Source organism: Streptomyces sp. P3, from assembly GCF_003032475.1.
Taxonomy (GTDB): Bacteria; Actinomycetota; Actinomycetes; order Streptomycetales; family Streptomycetaceae; genus Streptomyces.
This window is the reverse complement of sequence record NZ_CP028369.1, coordinates 4,254,860-4,275,175: the sequence shown is the minus strand read 5'-3', so window position 1 is coordinate 4,275,175 and position 20,316 is coordinate 4,254,860. Positions and strand designations below refer to the sequence as shown.

At 69.3% G+C, this 20,316-nt stretch carries 15 protein-coding genes and 1 tRNA gene; 11 read left to right on the top strand and 5 right to left on the bottom strand.

Annotation, left to right across the window (positions count from 1 at the left end):
- The first annotated feature begins 165 nt into the window (after nucleotides 1–165).
- Nucleotides 166–1,032: a DUF4184 family protein gene (locus C6376_RS19150; protein ID WP_107444546.1), complete on the top strand. Its 867-nt coding sequence runs from the start codon at nucleotides 166–168 to the stop codon at nucleotides 1,030–1,032.
- Here C6376_RS19150 and C6376_RS19145 read toward each other — a convergent pair.
- Both C6376_RS19145 and polA read right to left on the bottom strand, forming a co-directional pair.
- Nucleotides 998–1,453, bottom strand: a complete 456-nt coding sequence (locus tag C6376_RS19145) for a hypothetical protein (protein WP_159083231.1) — start codon at nucleotides 1,451–1,453, stop codon at nucleotides 998–1,000. The two genes, C6376_RS19150 and C6376_RS19145, sit on opposite strands and share 35 nt — an antisense overlap.
- 716 nt (nucleotides 1,454–2,169) lie before the next feature.
- Nucleotides 2,170–4,896 carry a DNA polymerase I gene (gene polA, locus C6376_RS19140; RefSeq protein WP_107444544.1) on the bottom strand — a complete coding sequence of 909 codons (2,727 nt, stop codon included), beginning with the start codon at nucleotides 4,894–4,896 and terminating at the stop codon, nucleotides 2,170–2,172.
- Between the two features lie 345 nt (nucleotides 4,897–5,241).
- Between polA and C6376_RS19135 the strand changes: the two genes are divergently transcribed.
- From C6376_RS19135 to C6376_RS19105, 7 genes are all read left to right on the top strand, one after another.
- A complete protein-coding gene (locus C6376_RS19135; protein ID WP_107444543.1) occupies nucleotides 5,242–7,521 on the top strand; it encodes an FdhF/YdeP family oxidoreductase in 2,280 nt (759 codons plus the stop codon).
- A 52-nt stretch (nucleotides 7,522–7,573) separates the two neighbouring features.
- Nucleotides 7,574–8,062, top strand: coding sequence for a PaaI family thioesterase (locus C6376_RS19130; RefSeq protein WP_107444542.1), 489 nt, complete (start codon nucleotides 7,574–7,576; stop codon nucleotides 8,060–8,062).
- A gap of 600 nt (nucleotides 8,063–8,662) precedes the next feature.
- Nucleotides 8,663–9,877 carry a branched-chain amino acid ABC transporter substrate-binding protein gene (locus tag C6376_RS19125; protein WP_107449055.1) on the top strand — a complete coding sequence of 405 codons (1,215 nt, stop codon included), beginning with the start codon at nucleotides 8,663–8,665 and terminating at the stop codon, nucleotides 9,875–9,877.
- Between the two features lie 114 nt (nucleotides 9,878–9,991).
- Entirely contained in the window at nucleotides 9,992–10,921 is a 930-nt protein-coding gene (locus C6376_RS19120; protein WP_107444541.1) for a branched-chain amino acid ABC transporter permease, read from the top strand.
- Nucleotides 10,922–10,926: 5 nt separating this feature from the next.
- Nucleotides 10,927–12,759 carry a branched-chain amino acid ABC transporter permease gene (locus C6376_RS19115; RefSeq protein ID WP_107449056.1) on the top strand — a complete coding sequence of 611 codons (1,833 nt, stop codon included), beginning with the start codon at nucleotides 10,927–10,929 and terminating at the stop codon, nucleotides 12,757–12,759.
- 5 nt (nucleotides 12,760–12,764) lie between these two features.
- Complete coding sequence (locus tag C6376_RS19110) at nucleotides 12,765–13,640, top strand: ABC transporter ATP-binding protein (RefSeq protein WP_107449054.1); 876 nt, start codon at nucleotides 12,765–12,767, stop codon at nucleotides 13,638–13,640.
- Complete coding sequence (locus C6376_RS19105; protein ID WP_107444540.1) at nucleotides 13,637–14,353, top strand: ABC transporter ATP-binding protein; 717 nt, start codon at nucleotides 13,637–13,639, stop codon at nucleotides 14,351–14,353. Before C6376_RS19110 ends, C6376_RS19105 begins: the two co-directional genes overlap by 4 nt.
- A gap of 69 nt (nucleotides 14,354–14,422) precedes the next feature.
- Here C6376_RS19105 and C6376_RS19100 read toward each other — a convergent pair whose 3' ends face one another.
- Entirely contained in the window at nucleotides 14,423–15,079 is a 657-nt protein-coding gene (locus tag C6376_RS19100; protein WP_107444539.1) for an ANTAR domain-containing response regulator, read from the bottom strand.
- 98 nt (nucleotides 15,080–15,177) lie between these two features.
- Here C6376_RS19100 and C6376_RS19095 point away from each other — a divergent pair.
- Nucleotides 15,178–15,252, top strand: a tRNA-Leu gene (locus C6376_RS19095).
- A gap of 106 nt (nucleotides 15,253–15,358) precedes the next feature.
- Nucleotides 15,359–16,000, top strand: a complete 642-nt coding sequence (locus tag C6376_RS19090; protein ID WP_107444538.1) for a helix-turn-helix domain-containing protein — start codon at nucleotides 15,359–15,361, stop codon at nucleotides 15,998–16,000.
- A 3-nt stretch (nucleotides 16,001–16,003) separates the two neighbouring features.
- Here the strand turns inward: C6376_RS19090 and pyk are convergent, their stop codons facing one another.
- Nucleotides 16,004–17,440, bottom strand: coding sequence for a pyruvate kinase (pyk, locus tag C6376_RS19085; RefSeq protein ID WP_107444537.1), 1,437 nt, complete (start codon nucleotides 17,438–17,440; stop codon nucleotides 16,004–16,006).
- Between the two features lie 206 nt (nucleotides 17,441–17,646).
- Nucleotides 17,647–18,348, bottom strand: a complete 702-nt coding sequence (locus C6376_RS19080; protein ID WP_107444536.1) for an SIMPL domain-containing protein — start codon at nucleotides 18,346–18,348, stop codon at nucleotides 17,647–17,649.
- Between the two features lie 149 nt (nucleotides 18,349–18,497).
- Here C6376_RS19080 and C6376_RS19075 point away from each other — a divergent pair, with 149 nt between their 5' ends.
- Nucleotides 18,498–20,312 carry a bifunctional UDP-sugar hydrolase/5'-nucleotidase gene (locus C6376_RS19075; RefSeq protein WP_107444535.1) on the top strand — a complete coding sequence of 605 codons (1,815 nt, stop codon included), beginning with the start codon at nucleotides 18,498–18,500 and terminating at the stop codon, nucleotides 20,310–20,312.
- Nucleotides 20,313–20,316 lie beyond the last annotated feature (4 nt).

The window sequence follows — 20,316 nt, the reverse complement described above, 5'->3', positions numbered from 1 at the left end:
CGACCCAGGCGACCCTACGACAACTTCTTTTTGACCGGCACCCGTTCGGGTGCCGTTTTCACCAGCCGCTCATGTGGCGAGGGCCGGGAACCGCGCCCCGCCCATCGGACGTCGTTGATCATCGGGCCGGAAGGCCCGTCGACATTCCGCCTCCCGGGAGCCCTGTTGCCGTTCACTCTGAGTCACGCCGCGGCCGTGCTGCCCGCCGTGCGCACCGACGGGTCCGGCCGCGGACGGCTGGTGCCGGCCGTGCTCGTGGCGGGATCGTTCGCCCCCGACCTGACCTACTACGCGGCGAGTGTCCGGCCCGAGGCCATGGAATTCGGCGACGTCACGCACTCCTTCCCCGGCGTGTTCACGGTCGACGTGCCGCTGGCCTGGGCGCTCGTCGGACTGTGGCTGCTCGTGCGCGAACCATTGGTCGCGCTGCTGCCGCGCGCCCGGCAGGGCCGGACGGCCGCGCTGACCCGGTGCGGAGCGCCCCGCGCGCGTGCGCGTGCGTCCACGGCCCTGTGGTGGTACGTGTCGGCGGTGCTCGGCGCGCTGACCCACGTGGTGTGGGACGCGTTCACCCACCTCGACCGCTGGGGCATGCGGTTGTTCCCCGTGCTCGGCGAGAAGATCGCGGGCTCGCCCCTGTACTGGTATCTGCAGTACGGCGGGTCCGCGGTCGCGGCGGTCGTGATCGCCGTGTTCCTGGCGCGTGCGGTGCGCGGGGCGCCCGATGCCGAGCCGGTGGGGGTCACGGTGCTGTCGGCGGCGGACCGGTGGTGGGCCGCCGCCGTGATCGGCGGCTGTGCGCTGGTCGCAGCGGTGCTGCGGGCCACGCGGTGGTGGGACTACTGGGGTACGCGAAACGCGAAGCCCTGGGATCTCGTCCCGACGGTGTGTTTCGGCGCGGGGGCGGGGCTGATCCTGGGTCTGCTGGTGTACGCAGTCGGCGTGCGGGTGTGGCGTCCGGCCGCCCCCGGCGGGCGCGCCGGGGAGCCGACGGAGGTCAGCGTGGGAGGAAGCCGTCCCGGGGCTTGGTGAGTGGCGCGGGGGGCACGACAGGGAGAGGGCTGTGGCGGGCCGACCTGCGCGGTCCGCGCAGCCTGCCGAGGACGCCGAGGACGCCGAGGACGCCGAGGACGAGCGTCAGGCGACCGTGCACCGTCTCGCCCCACAGCCGCCAGGAGTCGCCGCGCGGAACGGGCCGACGGACGAACGGGCGGACGAGCCGGGCCACCGGCGGGGGAACGAGTCGGGCGAGCCCCGTGCCGAGCAGCTCTCCGGCGGCAGTGCCCAGGGCGGCACCGGCGGTGCTCGGAATGCGGGGAGTGGCGGCCCGGGGGGCGCGGGCGGGGCGTCGGCGGCGCCAGGGAGCGTTGCCGGGGCGGAGCCGCCCGATCACGGTGGCCGTGGCATGAACGCGTGCGTGGGCCTTGCGGCGGTGGAGCATGCGTATACCCATGGCCGCATCCTGGCGGCCGGAGTCGGCCCGGGTCCTGTTCTCGGGGGCCACGCGGGTGAGGCCCTCCGTGGCCGGGGCCCGGTCCCGGGGTTCCTGTCCGCGTCGGCGGACCACCGCCGGCAAGGCCCCTTCTCCCGGTGCCGGGCAGGCACCGCACCAGACCTACCGACGGGCGAGGGCCTCCGTCCGGGCCTTCCAGGGCACCGCCAGTCACCCGGAGCCCCCGCAGCCACCCTCCGAGCGCCGGAAGCCTGCACGAGCCCGGGAACCCGCCCCGCCGCCCGGGGCGCACCCGTTCCACCACCGATTCCTCAACCGTCCGACCACCGGACCCCGCCCGACCGCCGACCCGCCGGACACCTGAACGCACACCCCGGAGACCGCCCGACCGCCTGCCCGGAGCTCGGCCGCCCCACCGCCGAGCCCTCGGCCCTCCAATCGCCGGACACCCGCCCGACCGCGGCAAAGCCCCGCCCGCCGGACGCTTGATCGACGGCCCGGAGTCCGACTGGCCATCGGGGAAGTGCCTTCGGGTCGCCGGGAACCCGAATGACCGCGCCGAGGTGCGGCCGGCCGCCGCGGGCCCGGCCGGTCAGCGCCAGGAGGCCCCGGCCGGGCGCCGGAACACGGGCCCCGCTCCCACCCACCGCGCCAAGCCGGAGCACGACCGCCGGGGTCCGGCCGGACGCCCGCGGCGGCCGGCCGGCGCGGCGGGGTCAGTGCGCCGCCGACTCCCAGTCCGTGCCCGCGCCGACCGACACGTCGAGAGGGGCCCTGAGCCGGACGGCTCCGGCCATCTCGCGGCGGACCAGCTCCTCCGCCGCCGCGTGCTCGCCGGGCGCGATCTCCAGGACGATTTCGTCGTGGACCTGGAGCAGCATGCGCGACTCGAGGTCCGCCGCGCGCAGCGCGGTGTCCACCTTGAGCATGGCGATCTTGACGATGTCCGCCGCCGTGCCCTGGATGGGCGCGTTGAGGGCCATGCGCTCGGCCGCCTCACGGCGCTGTCGGTTGTCGCTGTTGAGGTCGGGCAGATAGCGGCGGCGGCCGAACAGGGTCGCCGTGTAGCCGGTCGCGCGCGCCTCGTCGACAGCGCGGCGCAGGTAGTCCCGCACCCCGCCGAAACGCTCGAAGTAGGCGTCCATCAGGGCGCGGGCCTCACCGGCCTCGATGTTCAGCTGCTGGGACAGGCCGAACGCCGACAGACCGTAGGCGAGCCCGTACGACATGGCCTTGATCTTGCGGCGCATCTCGGCGTCCACCGCGCCCCGCTCGACGCCGAACACCTGCGAGGCGGCCGTGGTGTGCAGGTCCTCGCCGGAGGTGAACGCCTCGATGAGGCCCTCGTCCTCGGAGAGATGGGCCATCACACGCAGTTCGATCTGGCTGTAGTCGGCCGTCATCAGCGACTCGAAGCCCTCGCCGACGACGAACCCGCGGCGGATCGCCCGCCCCTCGTCCGTGCGGACGGGGATGTTCTGCAGATTGGGGTCGGTGGACGACAGACGGCCCGTCGCCGCGACCGTCTGGTTGAACGTCGTGTGGATACGGCCGTCCGCGGCGATCGTCTTGATCAGGCCCTCGACGGTGACCCGGAGCTTCGCCTGCTCGCGGTGGCGGAGCATGATGACCGGCAGCTCGTTGTCCGTCTGGCCGGCGAGCCAGGCCAGCGCGTCGGCGTCGGTGGTGTAGCCGGTCTTGGTCTTCTTCGTCCTGGGCAGGCCCAGTTCGCCGAACAGCACCTCCTGGAGCTGCTTGGGCGACCCCAGGTTGAACTCGTGGCCGGCGGCCGCGTGCGCCTCCTTCACGGCCTGCTGGACCGCGCCCGCGAACATCTGCTCCATGGCCTCCAGATGGGCGCGGTCGGCCGCGATGCCGTGCCGCTCCATGCGGGCCAGGAGGGCCGACGTCGGCAGCTCCATGTCGCGCAGCAGGTCCGCCGCGCCGACCTCCTCCAGCCGGCCGCGGAAGGATGCGCCGAGGTCCACGATCGTGCGGGCCTGCACCATCAGCGCCTCGGCCTCGGCGCCGTCGTCCGTGCCGAAGGCGAGCTGGCCGTCGGCCGCGGCGGCCGGTGCCAGTTCGCGGCCCAGGTACTCCAGGGACAGCGCGTCCAGGTCGAAGGAGCGGCGGCCCGGCTTGACCAGGTAGGCGGCGAGAGCGGTGTCCATGAGGACGCCGGCGACGGACCAGCCGTGCTCGGCGAAGACCCGCATGGCGCCCTTCGCGTCGTGCAGCACCTTGGGGCGGTCCTCGGCGGCGAGCCAGGCCGCCCACGCGTTCTCGTCCGTCTCGTCGAGCTCCGTCGGGTCGAACCAGGCGGCCGCTCCCTCGGCGGCGGCGAGGGCGATCTCGGTGACCGAGCCGGCGCCCAGCGCCCAGGCGTCGACGGTGGCCACGCCCAGGGTCTGCCCGGCGTGCTCGGCGAGCCAGCCGGCCAGCTCCCCGGCGCCCAGCACCGTGCCGTCCAGCTCCACACCGCCGGTGATCACCGGGGCGGCCTCGGCCTCCTGTCCCCCCGGGTCGACGGCGAGGAGCCGCTCACGCAGCGACGGGTTCCTGATCTCCAGGGTGTCCAGGATCATCGCGACGGCCGTGCGGTCGTACGGAGTGCGCTCCAGGTCGCCGACCGACGCAGGCAGCTCGACGTCGCGAACCATCTCGGTGAGGCGGCGGTTGAGCTTGACCGATTCCAGGTGGTCGCGCAGGTTCTGCCCGGCCTTGCCCTTGACCTCCTCGACGCGCTCGACGAGCTCCGCGAAGGAACCGAACTGGTTGATCCACTTCGCGGCCGTCTTCTCGCCGACGCCCGGGATGCCCGGCAGGTTGTCGGACGGGTCACCGCGCAGGGCCGCGAAGTCGGGGTACTGCGCCGGTGTCAACGCGTACTTCTCGAAGACCTTCTCCGGGGTGAACCGGGTCAGCTCCGAGACGCCCTTCGTCGGATACAGCACGGTGGTGTGCTCGGAGACCAGTTGGAAGGAGTCGCGGTCGCCGGTGACGATCAGCACCTCGAAACCGGCGGCCTCGGCCTGGGTGGCCAGGGTGGCGATGACGTCGTCGGCCTCGAAGCCGTCCACCGCGAAGCGTGAGACGTGCATCGCGTCGAGCAGTTCGCCGATCAGCTCGACCTGGCCCTTGAACTCGTCGGGCGTCTTGGAGCGGTTCGCCTTGTACTCGGTGAACTCCTCGGAACGCCACGTCTTGCGGGAGACGTCGAACGCGACCGCGAAGTGCGTGGGCGCCTCGTCACGCAGTGTGTTGGCGAGCATCGACGCGAAGCCGTAGATCGCGTTGGTGGGCTGGCCCGTCGCGGTGGTGAAGTTCTCCGCGGGCAACGCGAAGAACGCGCGGTAGGCCAGCGAGTGCCCGTCCATGAGCATCAGGCGCGGACGGCTTGCGCCGGAGGGGGTCTCGGTCTTCTTCGATGCTGTCTCTGCCACGCCCACGATCCTGCCACGCCCCACTGACACTCGGTCCCGGCCGCCACGGATCCCGCCACTCCCCGCCCCGCGGACCGGACCCGCCGACCCGCCCCGCCGACCCTCCGCACGCACCCGGCCCACCCACCCGCCCCCGCGGATCCCTGCCCGCGGATCCCGGCCCCCGGATCCGCGCCCGCGGGTTATGGGCGGCGCACGGCCGCGTGATCGGCCCCTACAGCGCACCGGCAGCCCCCGGACCGCGCGGACGGCGGTCCGCCGCAGGCCCGCCCGGGTTCGATGCCGGCGCCACGTGCGAGGATCGGAGGTATACCGCACCCGTGGCAGGTCGAAGGAGAGCGTGCGATGGCAACGAAGCCGCCGAAGGCTGATCCGGTCCAGGACGCGCCGCTCGTCGACGAGCCGAAACACGCGGCGGCGGGCCTGTCGGCGGTCGGACACTCCCTGCGGATCGCCCAGCAGCAGATGGGCGTGAAGCGCACCGCGCTGACGCTGCTGCGCGTCAACCAGAAGGACGGCTTCGACTGCCCCGGCTGCGCCTGGCCCGAGCCCGAGCACCGGCACGCCGCCGAGTTCTGCGAGAACGGCGCGAAGGCGGTCGCCGAGGAGGCGACCCTGCGCCGCGTCACCCCCGAGTTCTTCGCCGCGCACACCGTCGCCGACCTCGCCGGCCGCAGCGGCTACTGGCTCGGCCAGCAGGGACGCCTCACCCACCCCATGTACCTGCCCGAAGGCGCGGACCGCTACGAGCCGGTCACCTGGGAGCGCGCCTTCGACATCGTCGCCGAGGAGTGCGCCGCCCTCGCCTCCCCCGACGAGGCCGTCTTCTACACCTCGGGCCGCACCAGCAACGAGGCCGCGTTCCTCTACCAGCTCTTCGCGCGCGAACTCGGCACGAACAACCTGCCGGACTGCTCCAACATGTGCCACGAGTCGTCCGGCTCGGCACTGTCGGAGACCATCGGCATCGGCAAGGGCAGCGTCCTGCTCGAGGACCTCCACCAGGCCGACCTGATCATCGTCGCCGGACAGAACCCGGGCACCAACCACCCGCGCATGCTCTCCGCGCTGGAGAAGGCCAAAGCGGGCGGCGCGAGGATCATCAGCGTCAACCCGCTGCCCGAGGCCGGCCTGGAGCGCTTCAAGAACCCGCAGACACCGCAGGGCATGCTCAAGGGCGCGGCGCTCACCGACCTGTTCCTGCAGATCCGCATCGGCGGCGACCAGGCCCTCTTCCGTCTCCTCAACAAGCTCGTCCTCGAGACGGACGGCGCGCTCGACGAGGCGTTCATCGCCGAACACACCCACGGCTTCGAGGAGTTCACCGACGCCGCCCGCGCCGCCGACTGGGACGAGACGCTCGCCGCGACCGGCCTCACGCGCGCGCAGATCGAGGAGACCCTGCGCATGGTGCTCGCCTCGAAGCGCACCATCGTCTGCTGGGCCATGGGCCTCACCCAGCACAAGCACTCCGTGCCCACCATCCGCGAAGTCGTCAACTTCCTCCTGCTGCGCGGCAACATCGGCCGCCCGGGCGCGGGCGTGTGCCCGGTGCGCGGCCACTCCAACGTCCAGGGCGACCGCACCATGGGCATCTTCGAACGGCCCGCCCCGGCCTTCCTGGACGCCCTGGAGAAGGAGTTCGGCTTCGCGCCGCCGCGCGAGCACGGCTTCGACGTCGTACGGGCCATCCGCGCACTGCGCGACGGCGAGGCGAAACTGTTCTTCGCCATGGGCGGCAACTTCGTCTCGGCCTCCCCCGACACCGACGTCACCGAGGCGGCCATGCAGCGCGCCCGGCTGACCGTGCACGTGTCGACCAAGCTGAACCGCTCGCACGTCGTCACGGGCGCCCGCGCGCTGATCCTGCCGACCCTCGGGCGCACCGAGCGCGATCTGCAGGGCGGCGGTGAACAGTTCGTGACGGTCGAGGACTCCATGGGCATGGTGCACGCCTCCCGGGGCCGCCTCGCGCCCGCGAGCGCCCACCTGCTGTCCGAGCCGGCCATCGTCTGCCGTCTCGCGCGCCGGGTCCTCGGCGCGGACAGCGAAACTCCGTGGGAGGAGTTCGAGAAGGACTACGGGACGATCCGTGACCGCATCGCGCGCGTGATCCCCGGCTTCGAGGACTTCAACGCGCGCGTGGCGCGGCCCGGCGGCTTCACCCTGCCGCACGCCCCGCGCGACGAGCGGCGCTTCCCCACCGCGACCGGCAAGGCCAACTTCACCGCCGCGCCCGTCGAGTACCCGCAACTGCCCGAGGGCCGTCTTCTGCTGCAGACCCTGCGCTCGCACGACCAGTACAACACCACGATCTACGGCCTCGACGACCGCTACCGGGGCATCAAAAACGGCCGCCGGGTCGTTCTCGTCAACGCCGAGGACGCGCGCGCGTTCGGCCTCGCGGAGGGCTCGTACGTGGACCTGGTGAGCGAGTGGCGCGACGGCGTGGAGCGGCGCGCCCCCGGCTTCCGCGTGGTGCTCTACCCGACCGCGCGGGGCTGCGCGGCCGCCTACTACCCGGAGACCAACGTGCTGGTACCGCTGGACGCCACCGCGGACACCAGCAACACGCCCGCGAGCAAGTCCGTCGTGGTCCGTCTGGAACAATCGGCGACCGACTGAGCGTTTGCTTAAGTCACCGCTGGACTTGGATCGACGAACGGAGCCGGGCCCCATGGGCGAGCAGCAACACGTGAAGTTCCCGCAGGAAGTCATCGACGAGTACGCCGCGCTCGGCGTCGACATCCTCGCCCTGTTCTCCGCCGGACACCTCGGCACCCGCATGGGGGTGCAGATCCTCGAAGCCTCCGCCGACCGGGTCGTCGCCACCATGCCCGTCGAGGGCAACACCCAGCCCTACGGACTGCTGCACGGCGGCGCCTCCGCGGTCCTCGCCGAGACGATCGGCTCGGTCGGCGCCATGCTGCACGGCGGCAGCTCCAAGATCGCCGTCGGCGTCGACCTGAACTGCACCCACCACCGCGGAGCCCGCTCCGGCCTGGTCACCGGCGTGGCCACCCCCGTGCACCGCGGACGCTCCACCGCCACCTACGAGATCGTGATCAGCGACGAGCAGGAACGCCGCGTGTGCACCGCACGGCTGACCTGCCTGCTGCGCGACGTCCGCGCCGGCGACGGGGCCCACCTCCCCTCGGGCGGCTGACCCCTCCGGGGTGCGCCGGCCGGCGTCCCACGCCCCCCCGGCACCCCGGGATCCGACGGCACACCCCGCCCGGGCTCAACTCACCCGCCCCGACCCGCACTCCGCCGATTCCCTCGAAGCGGAGCAGGCAACTCCCCGCGGAAAAGCGTCGCTCAACGTCGGACTTTCTTTCCCGAACGTAACTCTACGTAATACGCGCGCAATGCGAGAACGGGGTTCCGACACCGGCCCGCACTATGCGCACCAGCCCTTCGGGACCCTACAGGTCGCCCCCAGCAACGAATCCCGGTCATTACCAAAACACTCGAGACGCCTGAACCCCGCCGGATTCGTCCTGCACGTTCTCAGCATGCGGACAGGACGAATCATCCTTAACTCCGCTCTTCCCCCCTCCGAGTACCGCTCTGCATTACCTCGTGTCATAACAAGAGCGTCACAGCCTTGGTCAGACCCTCCTCCGAGTTCCCTCCCCGCGCCTAGAGTCACGCCCAGTCACCGCGCCACCGGTTTGGAAGTCAATTCGGCCCAGCGCTCGACCCGGCGCGTTCCAGGGGGGACCGCCGTGCCAGGGAAAGGACCTGATTCGTGCGTCAACGTTCGATCATCGCCATCACCGCCGCACTCGCGGCGGGATCGCTGACACTCACCGCCTGTGGGTCGCGTGACGACGACGGCAAGAGCAGCAGCGGAGACAAGACCACCGTCGTGATCGGCGTAGACGCCCCGCTCACCGGCGACCTGTCCGCGCTCGGCCTCGGCATCAAGAACTCCGCCGACCTCGCCGCCAAGACCGCCAACAAAAAGGAATACGTCAAGGGCGTCGAATTCAAGATCGAAGCGACCGACGACCAGGCCCAGCCCTCCGTCGGCCAGCAGAACGCCCAGAAGTTCATCAGCGACAAGGAAGTCCTCGGCGTCGTCGGCCCGCTGAACTCCGGCGTCTCCCAGCAGATGCAGAAGCCCCTCAACGACGCGGGCCTCACCCAGGTCTCCCCCGCCAACACCGGCACCGAGCTGACCCAGGGCGACGGCTGGAAGACCGGCAACTCGGTCCGCCCGTTCAAGACGTTCTTCCGCACCGCCACCACGGACGAGATCCAGGGCGCCTTCGCCGCCGAGTACCTCTTCTCCAAGGCCGGCAAGAAGAAGGTCTACCTGATCGACGACCAGAAGACCTACGGCGCCGGCCTCGCCGCCTCCTTCAAGGCGAACTTCACCAAGCTCGGCGGCCAGATCGTCGGCACCGACCACGTCAACCCCGACGACCGCGACTTCAACGCCATCGTCGCCAAGATCAAGAAGACCGGCGCCGACGCCCTGTACTACGGCGGCGAATACCCCGCCGCCGCCCCCCTGAGCCAGCAGCTCAAGGACAGCGGCCAGAGCATCCCCCTCATGGGCGGCGACGGCATCTACTCCGGCGAGTTCCCCAAGCTCAACAAGAAGGCCGAAGGCGACCTCGCCACCTCCGTCGGCAAGCCCGTCGAAGAACTCCCCTCCGCCAAGGAGTTCATCGCCAACTACAAGACGGCCGGCTACAAGGACGCCTACGAGGCCTACGGCGGCCTCACCTACGACGCCACCTGGGCCATCATCGAAGCCGTCAAGCTCGCCGTCGAGGGCAACGACGGCAAGGTCCCGGCCGACGGCCGCAAGGCAGTCCTCGACGCCATGTCCAAGGTCAAGTTCGACGGCGTCACCGGCACCATCTCCTTCGACGAGTTCGGCGACACCACCAACCACATGATGACCGCCTACAAGGTCACCGGCGGAGCGTGGAAGCCCGAGTACAGCGCCGCACCCAACGTCAGCTGAACGAAGCAGGAGCAACCACACCTCCCCACTTCACGCATTGATCAGGCCGCGCGGGAGTGCCCACCAGCGCTCCCGCGCGGCGCCATATCCGAACCACTCCACGGAGGCCCTGCGGTGCACGAACTGCCGCAACAGCTGGCCAATGGACTCATCCTCGGCGCGATGTACGGACTCATCGCGATCGGTTACACGATGGTCTACGGCATCGTTCAGCTCATCAACTTCGCCCACGGCGAGATCTTCATGGTCGGGGGCTTCGGGGCCCTCACCGTCTGGCTCGTCCTCCCCGGCGGCTTCGCCCTCGGCGCAGCGATACCCCTCATGATCCTCGGCGGCGTCATCGTCTCCGTCGCCGTCGCCACCGCAGCTGAGCGCTTCGCCTACCGGCCCCTGCGCACCGCCCCGCGACTGGCACCCCTCATCACCGCCATCGGCCTCTCCATCGTCCTCCAGCAGGCCGTGTGGATGGGATACCCCGACGCCAAGAAGGACCGCCCCTTCCCCCAGTTCTCCGGCGGCCCCATCGACGTCCTCGGCGCCAACATCCAGCGCGGCGACCTCTTCGTCCTCATCGCCGCACCCCTGTGCATGGTCGCCCTCGGCTTCTTCGTCACGAAGACCCGCTCCGGCCGCGGCATGCAGGCCACCGCCCAGGACCCCGACACCGCCAAGCTCATGGGCATCAACACCGACCGCATCATCGTCATGGCCTTCGCCATCGGCGCCGCGTTCGCCGCCATCGCAGCAGTCGCCTACGGCCTCAAGAACGGCCAGGTCGGCTTCCGCATGGGCTTCCTCATGGGCCTCAAAGCCTTCACCGCAGCCGTCCTCGGCGGCATCGGCAACATCTACGGAGCCATGCTCGGCGGCCTCGTCCTCGGCGTCGCCGAATCCCTCGCCATCGGCTACATCGGCGACATCCCCGGCATGACCCTCTTCGGCGGCGGCGCCTGGAAGGACGTATGGGCCTTCGCCCTCCTCATCCTCGTCCTGCTGTTCAGACCACAAGGCCTGCTCGGCGAACGCGTCGCGGACAGGGCGTGATCACCATGACCACCAACATCCCCACCCAGAAGAACACCGACGCCGTCAACACCACCAACGGCGACACGGCACCCCTCATCCCCCTGCCCGCGGCCCTCGCCCCCGTCCTCACCCTCGCCGGATCCGCCGTCGCACTCGCCGGCACCTTCCTCGCCTGGACCTGGACCGACGAGTTCCCCGGCAAACTCACCATCAACGGCTACCCCGGCGGCCTCCAGGTCCTCACCCTCATCGGCGCCGCCCTCACCATCCTCTTCGTCCTCTCCGGATACGGAATCCGCGGCCTGCGCTGGCTCACCCCCGGCGGCACCCACAGCCCCGCCCGCGCCACCGCCCTCGGCGTCCTCGGCACCACCGGCTACGCCCTCGGCGCCATCAGCTACGTCCTCGGCGGCGTCGTCAACCTCGAACCCGGCGCCTGGGTCTCCGTCATCGGCGCCCTCATCGCCACCATCGGCGCCTTCGCCCTCCCCGCCGACGTCCCCCGCGACGCCGACGACGCGACGAACCCCTGGGCCAAAATCCGCCACAGCTTCGCCGCCCCCGAGCCCGGCCGCACCAAGGACCTCCCCTCCTGGGCAGAGATCCTCATCATCACCGCAGCCTTCGGCATCGGCCTCTACGTCTTCTCCTACGGCATCGGCGTAGACGACGAAAACCCCCAGCTGTTCATCGGCTTCCTCATCACCACCGCGTTCGGCTTCACCGCACTCACCCGCGCCGGCCTCCTCAAGCGACTCTCGGCACTGACGGCCAAACACCGCAGCGTCACGCTCGGCGCCGCGTTCGCCGCCGCGATCTGCTTCCCCTTCACCCAGACCAACGACCAGTTCGCCCTCATCGGCGCGAACATCCTCATCTTCGCCACGGTCGCCCTGGGCCTCAACGTCGTCGTCGGCCTCGCCGGCCTCCTCGACCTCGGCTACGTCGCCTTCCTCGGCGTCGGCGCCTACGCCGCCGCCCTGGTCTCCGGCTCCCCCCAGTCGAGCATCGGCGTCCAGTTCCCCTTCTGGGCCGCCGTCCTCACCGGCGCCTTCGCCTCACTGATCTTCGGCGTCGTCATCGGCGCCCCCACCCTGCGGCTGCGCGGCGACTACCTCGCCATCGTCACCCTCGGCTTCGGTGAGATCTTCCGCATCACCGTCAACAACCTCAACGGCACCAGCGGACCCGACGTCACCAACGGCTCCACCGGCATCCCGAACATCCCCGACCTGAAGATCTTCGGATTCGACTTCGGAATCCCCCACGACGTCCTCGGCCACCAGCTCACCCGCCCGGGCAACTACTACCTGCTGATGCTCCTCTGCACCCTCGTCGTCGTCACGGTCTTCCGCCGCAGCGCCGACTCCCGCATCGGCCGCGCCTGGGTCGCCATCCGCGAAGACGAAACCGCCGCCACCGCCATGGGCATCAACGGCTTCCGCCTCAAGCTCCTCGCCTTCGCCCTCGGAGCCTGCCTCGCCGGCCTCGCCGGCACCGTCCAGGCACACGTCTCCTACAGCGTCACCCCCGAGCAGTACCAGTTCGCCGGCTCCGTGCCGCCCAACTCGGCCTTCCTGCTCGCAGCGGTCATCCTCGGCGGCATGGGCACCATCAGCGGGCCGCTCGTGGGCGCCGCACTGCTCTACCTCATCCCCGCCAAACTCCAGTTCATGGCGGAATACCAGCTGCTCCTCTTCGGTGTCGCGCTCATGCTCCTCATGCGCTTCCGCCCCGAAGGCCTCGTCGCCGACCGCAGGAAGCAGCTCGAGTTCCACGAGACCGGACAACTCGACGTACCCGACGACAATGGCCTGCCCGAGACCGCCACCGGCGTCGCCAAGGCAGGGGCGTGACCGCGATGACCACCACCACGACAACCGCCACGACCACCACGGTCCTCGACGCCTCCGGCGTCACCATGCAGTTCGGCGGCCTCACCGCCGTACGCTCCGTCGACCTCACCGTCAACAGCGGCGAGATCGTCGGACTCATCGGCCCCAACGGAGCCGGGAAGACCACCTTCTTCAACTGCCTCACCGGCCTCTACATCCCCACGACCGGCACAGTCAGCTACAAAGGCACCGTCCTCCCGCCCAAACCCCACCTGGTCACCCAGGCCGGCATCGCCCGCACCTTCCAGAACATCCGGCTCTTCGCCAACATGACCGTCCTGGAAAACGTGCTCGTCGGACGCCACACCCGCACCAACGAAGGCCTCTGGTCCGCGCTCCTGCGCCTGCCCAGCTTCAAGAAGGCCGAAGACGCCTCACGCGAACGAGCCATGGAACTCCTCGAGTTCACCGGCCTCGCCGCCAAGGCCGACCACCTCGCCCGCAACCTCCCCTACGGCGAACAGCGCAAGCTCGAAATCGCCCGCGCCCTCGCCAGCGACCCCGGACTCCTCCTCCTCGACGAGCCCACCGCCGGCATGAACCCCCAGGAGACGCGCGCGGCCGAAGAACTCATCTTCGCCATCCGCGACCAGGGCATCGCCGTCCTCGTCATCGAGCACGACATCCGGTTCATCATGAACCTCTGCGACCGCGTCGCCGTGCTCGTCCAGGGCGAGAAGATCGTCGAAGGCCCCGCCGAAGTCGTCCAGGCCGACGAACGCGTCATCGCCGCCTACCTCGGCACCCCCTTCGAGGGCGCGCCGGGAGCGGAGGAAGTCGCCGAAGTCGAAGCCGCAGAGGCCGCCGAGGCGCACAGCACCACGGAAGGAGACGAGAAGTGACCGCACTGCTCGAGGTCGACGACCTCAGGGTCGCCTACGGCAAGATCGAGGCGGTCAAGGGCATCTCCTTCAAGGTCGACGCAGGCGAGGTCGTCACCCTCATCGGCACCAACGGCGCCGGCAAGACCACCACCCTGCGCACCCTGTCCGGCCTGCTCCAGCCGCTCGGCGGCCAGATCAAGTTCGACGGCAAGGTGCTCAACAAGATCCCCGCCCACAAGATCGTCTCGCTGGGGCTGGCCCACTCCCCCGAAGGCCGGCACATCTTCCCCCGCATGACCATCGAGGACAACCTCCGCCTCGGCGCCTTCCTCCGCAACGACAAGGAAGCCATCGAGAAGGACATCCAGCGCGCCTACGACCTCTTCCCCATCCTGGGAGAACGCCGCAAGCAGGCCGCAGGCACCCTCTCCGGCGGCGAACAGCAGATGCTCGCCATGGGCCGCGCCCTCATGTCCCGGCCCAAACTGCTCATGCTCGACGAACCCTCCATGGGCCTCTCGCCGATCATGATGCAGAAGATCATGGCCACCATCCAGGAACTCAAGTCCCAGGGCACCACCATCCTGCTCATCGAGCAGAACGCCCAGGCGGCCCTCTCCCTGGCGGACCACGGCCACGTCATGGAGGTCGGCAAGATCGTCCTCTCCGGCACCGGCCAGGACCTCCTCCACGACGAGTCCGTCCGCAAGGCCTACCTCGGCGAGGACTGAACCACCCGCACACGACGAGGCCCGCGCCCCTTCTCCGGGCGCGGGCCTCGTCGTACGCCTGCCTCGCGGTCAGCCCTTGTCGGCCTTCTTCTCCTCGGCGTCCTGGATCACGGCCTCCGCCACCTGCTGCATCGACATCCGACGATCCATCGACGTCTTCTGGATCCACCGGAACGCCGCCGGCTCCGACAGCCCGTACTCCGTCTGCAGGATCGACTTCGCCCGGTCCACCAGCTTGCGCGTCTCCAGCCGCAGCGTCAGATCCGCGACCTCGTTCTCCAGCTCCCGCAGCTCCGTGAAACGCGAGACGGCCATCTCGATCGCCGGGACGACGTCGCTCTTGCTGAACGGCTTCACCAGATACGCCATCGCCCCCGCGTCCCGGGCACGCTCGACGAGGTCGCGCTGCGAGAACGCGGTCAGCATCAGGACCGGCGCGATGCGCTCCTCGGCGATCTTCTCCGCCGCGGAGATGCCGTCCATCTTGGGCATCTTCACGTCGAGGATGACGAGGTCCGGCTTGTGCTCGCGGGCGAGCTCGATCGCCTGCTCACCGTCACCGGCCTCGCCGACGACGCTGTAGCCCTCCTCCTCCAGCATCTCCTTGAGGTCGAGGCGGATCAGGGCCTCGTCCTCGGCGATGACGACACGGGTCGTCAGCGGAGGCACGTGCGACCTGTCGTCGTCGGGCGCGTCTACTGGCTGGGGCGACTCGGGGGCGGTCACGGGGGCTCCTCGTTCAGGGGCGGGTACTGCTGACAAGAGCCTACCTAGCTGCGGTAAGGTGGGTGCGCGAGGGGTTGCAGTTCTCCTTACTTTCTAAGGCCCCAGTACTCCAACTGGTTAGAGAGGCCGCTCTCAAACAGCGGACAGTGTGGGTTCGAATCCCACCTGGGGCACTTTTCCTTCAAATCGAAGTATTGCGCCAACAGGCGGATGTCCACGTTCTCGTGAACATCCGCTTATTGCTGCGTGTCGTCGCGATCTCGCTCACACAGTGGGCACATGTACGACGTCAGCACACGCAAGAGGGCACTCGCACTCGTGGCACAGGGGCGCAGTCTGAACTCCGCCAGCCGAGAAACAGGCATCTCACGCGCCGCAATCCGCTCCTGGCAGGACCGACTTGAACCGCTGCCTCGCATGGCGCCCCCATTTCCCGACCCACCGAGCGACCGCGTCGCATACGCGTACCTGCTCGGCCTTTACCTAGGCGACGGCTGCATCAGCGCCCATCCACGCGGCAGTGGCCACTACCTGCGCATCGCCTGCGCGGGCTACTACGCCCACTGGCCGCACCTGTTCCCACAGCACGGCCCCGGCAAGAAGCACGAACGGCGGATCGCCCTGGAACCGTGGCAGCAGGCCATCGTCGACGAACACCCCTGGGAGTTCATCCGAGGGCTCATCCACTCCGACGGATGCCGCATCACCAACTGGACCGAGAAGACGATCGGCGGCGTACGCAAGCGCTACGAGTACCCGCGCTACTTCTTCACCAACTTGTCGGGCGACGTCATCCGTCTCTTCACCGACACGTTGGACCACGTGGGCGTCGAATGGAAAATGGCGAACCACAGAAACATCTCCGTCGCCCGCAAAGCCTCCGTAGCCCTCATGGACGCCCACATCGGCCCCAAGTACTGAGTCCTACTTCGGGCTGTCGTCCTCGCCCACGTGGTGGACGCGGACCAGGTTCGTGGAGCCGGAGACGCCGGGCGGGGAGCCTGCCGTGATGACGACGACGTCGCCCTTCTGGCAGCGGCCGTACTGCAGGAGCGCTTCGTCCACCTGGGCGACCATCGCGTCCGTGGAGGCGGCCGTCGGGCCGAGGAAGGTCTCGACGCCCCAGGTCAGGTTGAGCTGGGAGCGGGTCGCCGGTTCCGGGGTGAAGGCCAGGACGGGGATCGGTGAGCGGTAGCGGGAGAGGCGGCGGACGGTGTCGCCGCTCTGGGTGAAGGCGACGAGGAACTTGGCGCCGAGGAAGTCGCCGATCTCCGCTGCGGCCCTGGCGACGGCGCCGCCCTGGGTGCGGGGTTTGGTGCTTTCCGTCAGTTCGGGCAGGCCGGCTGCGAGGAGGTCCTCTTCCGCAGCTGCGACGATCTTCGCCATGGTGCGGACGGTCTGGACGGGGTGTTTGCCGACGCTGGTCTCGCCGGAGAGCATGACGGCGTCGGTGCCGTCGAGGACGGCGTTGGCGACGTCGCTGGCCTCGGCCCTGGTCGGGCGGGAGTGCTCGATCATGGAGTCGAGCATCTGGGTGGCGACGATGACGGGTTTGGCGTTGCGCTTGGCGAGTTTGATGGCGCGTTTCTGGACGATCGGGACCTGTTCGAGTGGCATTTCGACGCCGAGGTCTCCGCGGGCGACCATGATGCCGTCGAAGGCGGCCACGATCTCGTCGATGTTCTCGACGGCCTGGGGCTTCTCGACCTTGGCGATGACGGGGAGCCGGCGGCCTTCCTCGTCCATGATGCGGTGGACGTCGAGGATGTCGCGGCCGCTGCGGACGAAGGAGAGGGCGATGACGTCGAAGCCGGTGCGCAGCGCCCAGCGCAGGTCGTCTTCGTCTTTTTTGGAGAGGGCGGGGACGGAGACGGCGACGCCGGGGAGGTTGAGGCCTTTGTGGTCGGAGATGACGCCGCCTTCGACGACGCGGGTGTGGACGCGGGGGCCGTCGACGTCGGTGACTTCGAGGCAGACTTTTCCGTCGTCGACGAGGATGCGTTCGCCGGGGGTGACGTCGTCGGCGAGGCCTGCGTGGGTGGTGCCGCAGTGGGTGCCGTCACCTGCTGTGCCTTCTTCGACGGTGATGGTGAAGGTGTCTCCGCGTTCGAGGAGTACGGGGCCTTCGGTGAAGTGGCCGAGGCGGATCTTCGGGCCTTGAAGGTCGGCAAGGGTGCCGACGCTGCGGCCGGTTTCGTCGGAGGCCTTGCGGACGTGGTGGTAGCGCTCCTCGTGTTCGGCGTGGGTGCCGTGGCTGAGGTTGAAGCGGGCGACGTCCATTCCGGCTTCTACGAGGGCTTGGAGCTGGTCGTAGGAGTCGGTGGCGGGGCCCAGGGTGCAGACGATTTTCGCTCGGCGCATGTTTCGAGCCTATGTCTTACCGGCGGGTAGCGAATTGGGGGCACGTGACTGCTCAACAACCTTTGGGTGAAGGGTTGTTGACAAGTACTAAAGTGTGCGGAGTGTCGCTCTTCTGAGCACTCCGGGTGGTCTCCCGCTGATTTCCGCGGGTTCCTTTCCCTGGTGTGCGGATTCCCCGAACGGGTGAATTCAGGCCGTGGATGGATTCACAGGGCCGGTGGATTCATGGTGAACCGTGCGCTGACTTCGGCGCGGACCTGGATGCGCTGGGGTTCGAGGTCGAGGGGTTCGGGGGCTTGCGGTTCGGTGTCGGCTGCGGCGCGGGAGAAGCGGACGGCGTGGCGGTCGAAGGTGGACCGGGGCCGGGGGCCGCCTGTCGCGGTGTCGGTGAGTTCGAGGAGGGCGGCGACGGTGGTGTCGAGTGCTTCGGCGTATTCCCTGGCGCGTCGGACGGCGTCGTGGACGGCGTGGCGGCGGGCGGTGCGGTGGGCGGGTGAGGTGGGACGCAGGGCCCACCAGGGGCCGTCGACCCGGGTGAGTTCGAGGTCGGCGAGGCGGGTGGTGAGTTCGCCGAGGGCGGTGAAGTCGGTGAGTTCGGCGGTGAGGCGGACGGTGCCGTGGTAGGTGCGGACGCGTTCGCCTCGGCGGTGCGGTTCGAGTTCGGGGGTGAGGGTGAGTGCGCCGGTGGAGAGGTTCTCGACGGTGTCGCCGTAGGACTTGAGGAGGTCGAGGGCGTCTGTGTTGCGGCGGGTGAGGTCGTCGAGGGTGGTGCGGCGGTCGCGGCCGCGGGCGGTGAGGGTGACGGCGATGCGGGCGATTTCGGGGTCGACTTCGAGTTCGGCCTCGCCGCGGACTGTGAGGTGGGGGGTGTCGGGGGTGCCGTAGGAGGGGTTCTGAGGGGAGGTCATACGTCCCACCTTGTCACTGCTTTCGGTGTTCCGGGGTGGGGGTGGACTGTTGCGGTCATCAGATCGCAACCTCCTGGACCTGTTGTCGTCGGTGGTGGCCGGGTCAGAATCTACGCGCGTCATTGACCATCCCCCGAGGAGTACGAGACATGCCGTTGAACCGCCGGAAGTTCCTGAAGAAGTCCGCCGTGACCGGGGCGGGGGTGGCGATCGCGGGGGCCGCGGCGGCTCCGTCGGCGCAGGCAGCGGCGGCGCAGCGGCCGTCGAAGCCGGGCACGCAGCCGAAGCGGTACTCGCTGACCGTGATGGGCACGACGGACCTGCACGGTCATGTCTTCAACTGGGACTACTTCAAGGACGCGGAGTACAAGGACGCGGCGGGCAATGCGCAGGGTCTGTCGCGTATCTCGACGCTGGTGAACCGGATCCGTGCGGAGAAGGGGCGTGAGAACACTCTGCTGCTGGACGCGGGTGACACGATCCAGGGCACTCCGCTGACGTACTACTACGCGAAGGTGGACCCGATCACCGCCAAGGGCGGTCCGGTGCATCCGATGGCGCAGGCGATGAACGCGATCGGGTACGACGCGGCGGCGCTGGGCAACCACGAGTTCAACTACGGCATCGAGACGCTGCGGAAGTTCGAGTCGCAGTTGCGGTTCCCGTTGCTGGGGGCGAACGCGGTGGACGCGAAGACGCTGCGGCCGGCGTTCCAGCCGTATGTGATCAAGACGTTCTGTGTGAAGGGTGCGCCGCCGGTGAAGGTGGCGGTGCTGGGGCTGACGAACCCGGGTATCGCGATCTGGGACAAGGCGTATGTGCAGGGGAAGCTGGCGTTTCCGGGGCTGGAGGAGCAGGCGGCGAAGTGGGTGCCGAAGCTGAAGTCGCTGGGTGCGGATGTGGTGATCGTGTCGGCGCACTCGGGTTCGTCGGGTACGTCGTCGTACGGTGACCAGCTGCCGTATGTGGAGAACTCGGCGGCGTTGGTGGCGCAGCAGGTGCCGGACATCGACGCGGTGCTGGTGGGGCATGCGCATGTGGAGATTCCGGAGCTGAAGGTCGTCAACGCGAAGTCCGGGAGGACGGTCGTGCTGTCGGAGCCGTTGGCGTATGCGGAGCGGCTGTCGGTGTTCGATGTGGAGTTGGTGTTCGAGAAGGGGCGGTGGTCGGTCGAGTCGGTGTCGTCGAAGGTGCTGAACTCCAACTCGGTCGCCGACGACCCGAAGATCACGAAGCTGCTGGGTGATGAGCACGCGAAGGTCGTGGCGTACGTCAACCAGGTGGTGGGTACGGCGACGGAGACGTTGACGACGGTGGAGGCGCGGTTCAAGGACGCGCCGATCATCGACCTGATCACGAAGGTGCAGGAGGACGTCGTCAAGGCGGCGTTGGCGGGGACGTCGTATGCGTCGCTGCCGGTGATCGCGCAGGCGTCGCCGTTCTCGCGGACGTCGGAGATCCCGGCGGGCCAGGTGACGATCCGGGACCTGTCGAGCCTGTATGTGTACGACAACACGCTGGTGGCGAAGTTGATGACGGGTGCGCAGGTGCGGGCGTACCTGGAGTACTCGGCGCAGTACTTCGTTCAGACGGCGGCGGGCGCGGTGGTCGACACGGAGAAGTTGACGAACGCGGCGGGGCGTCCGGACTACAACTACGACTATGTGTCGGGTCTGTCGTACGAGATCGACATCGCGCAGGCGGCGGGTTCGCGGATCAGGAACCTGAAGTTCGACGGGGCGGCGTTGGACGATGCGCAGCAGTTCGTGCTGGCGGTGAACAACTACCGGGCCAATGGCGGTGGGGCGTTCCCGCATGTGGCGTCGGCGCAGGAGTTGTGGTCGGAGTCGACGGAGATCCGTACGCGGATTTCGGAGTGGGTGACGGCGAAGGGTGTGCTGGACCCGAAGGACTTCGCGTCGGTGGACTGGAAGCTGACGCGTGACGGTACGCCGGTGTTCTAGGGGT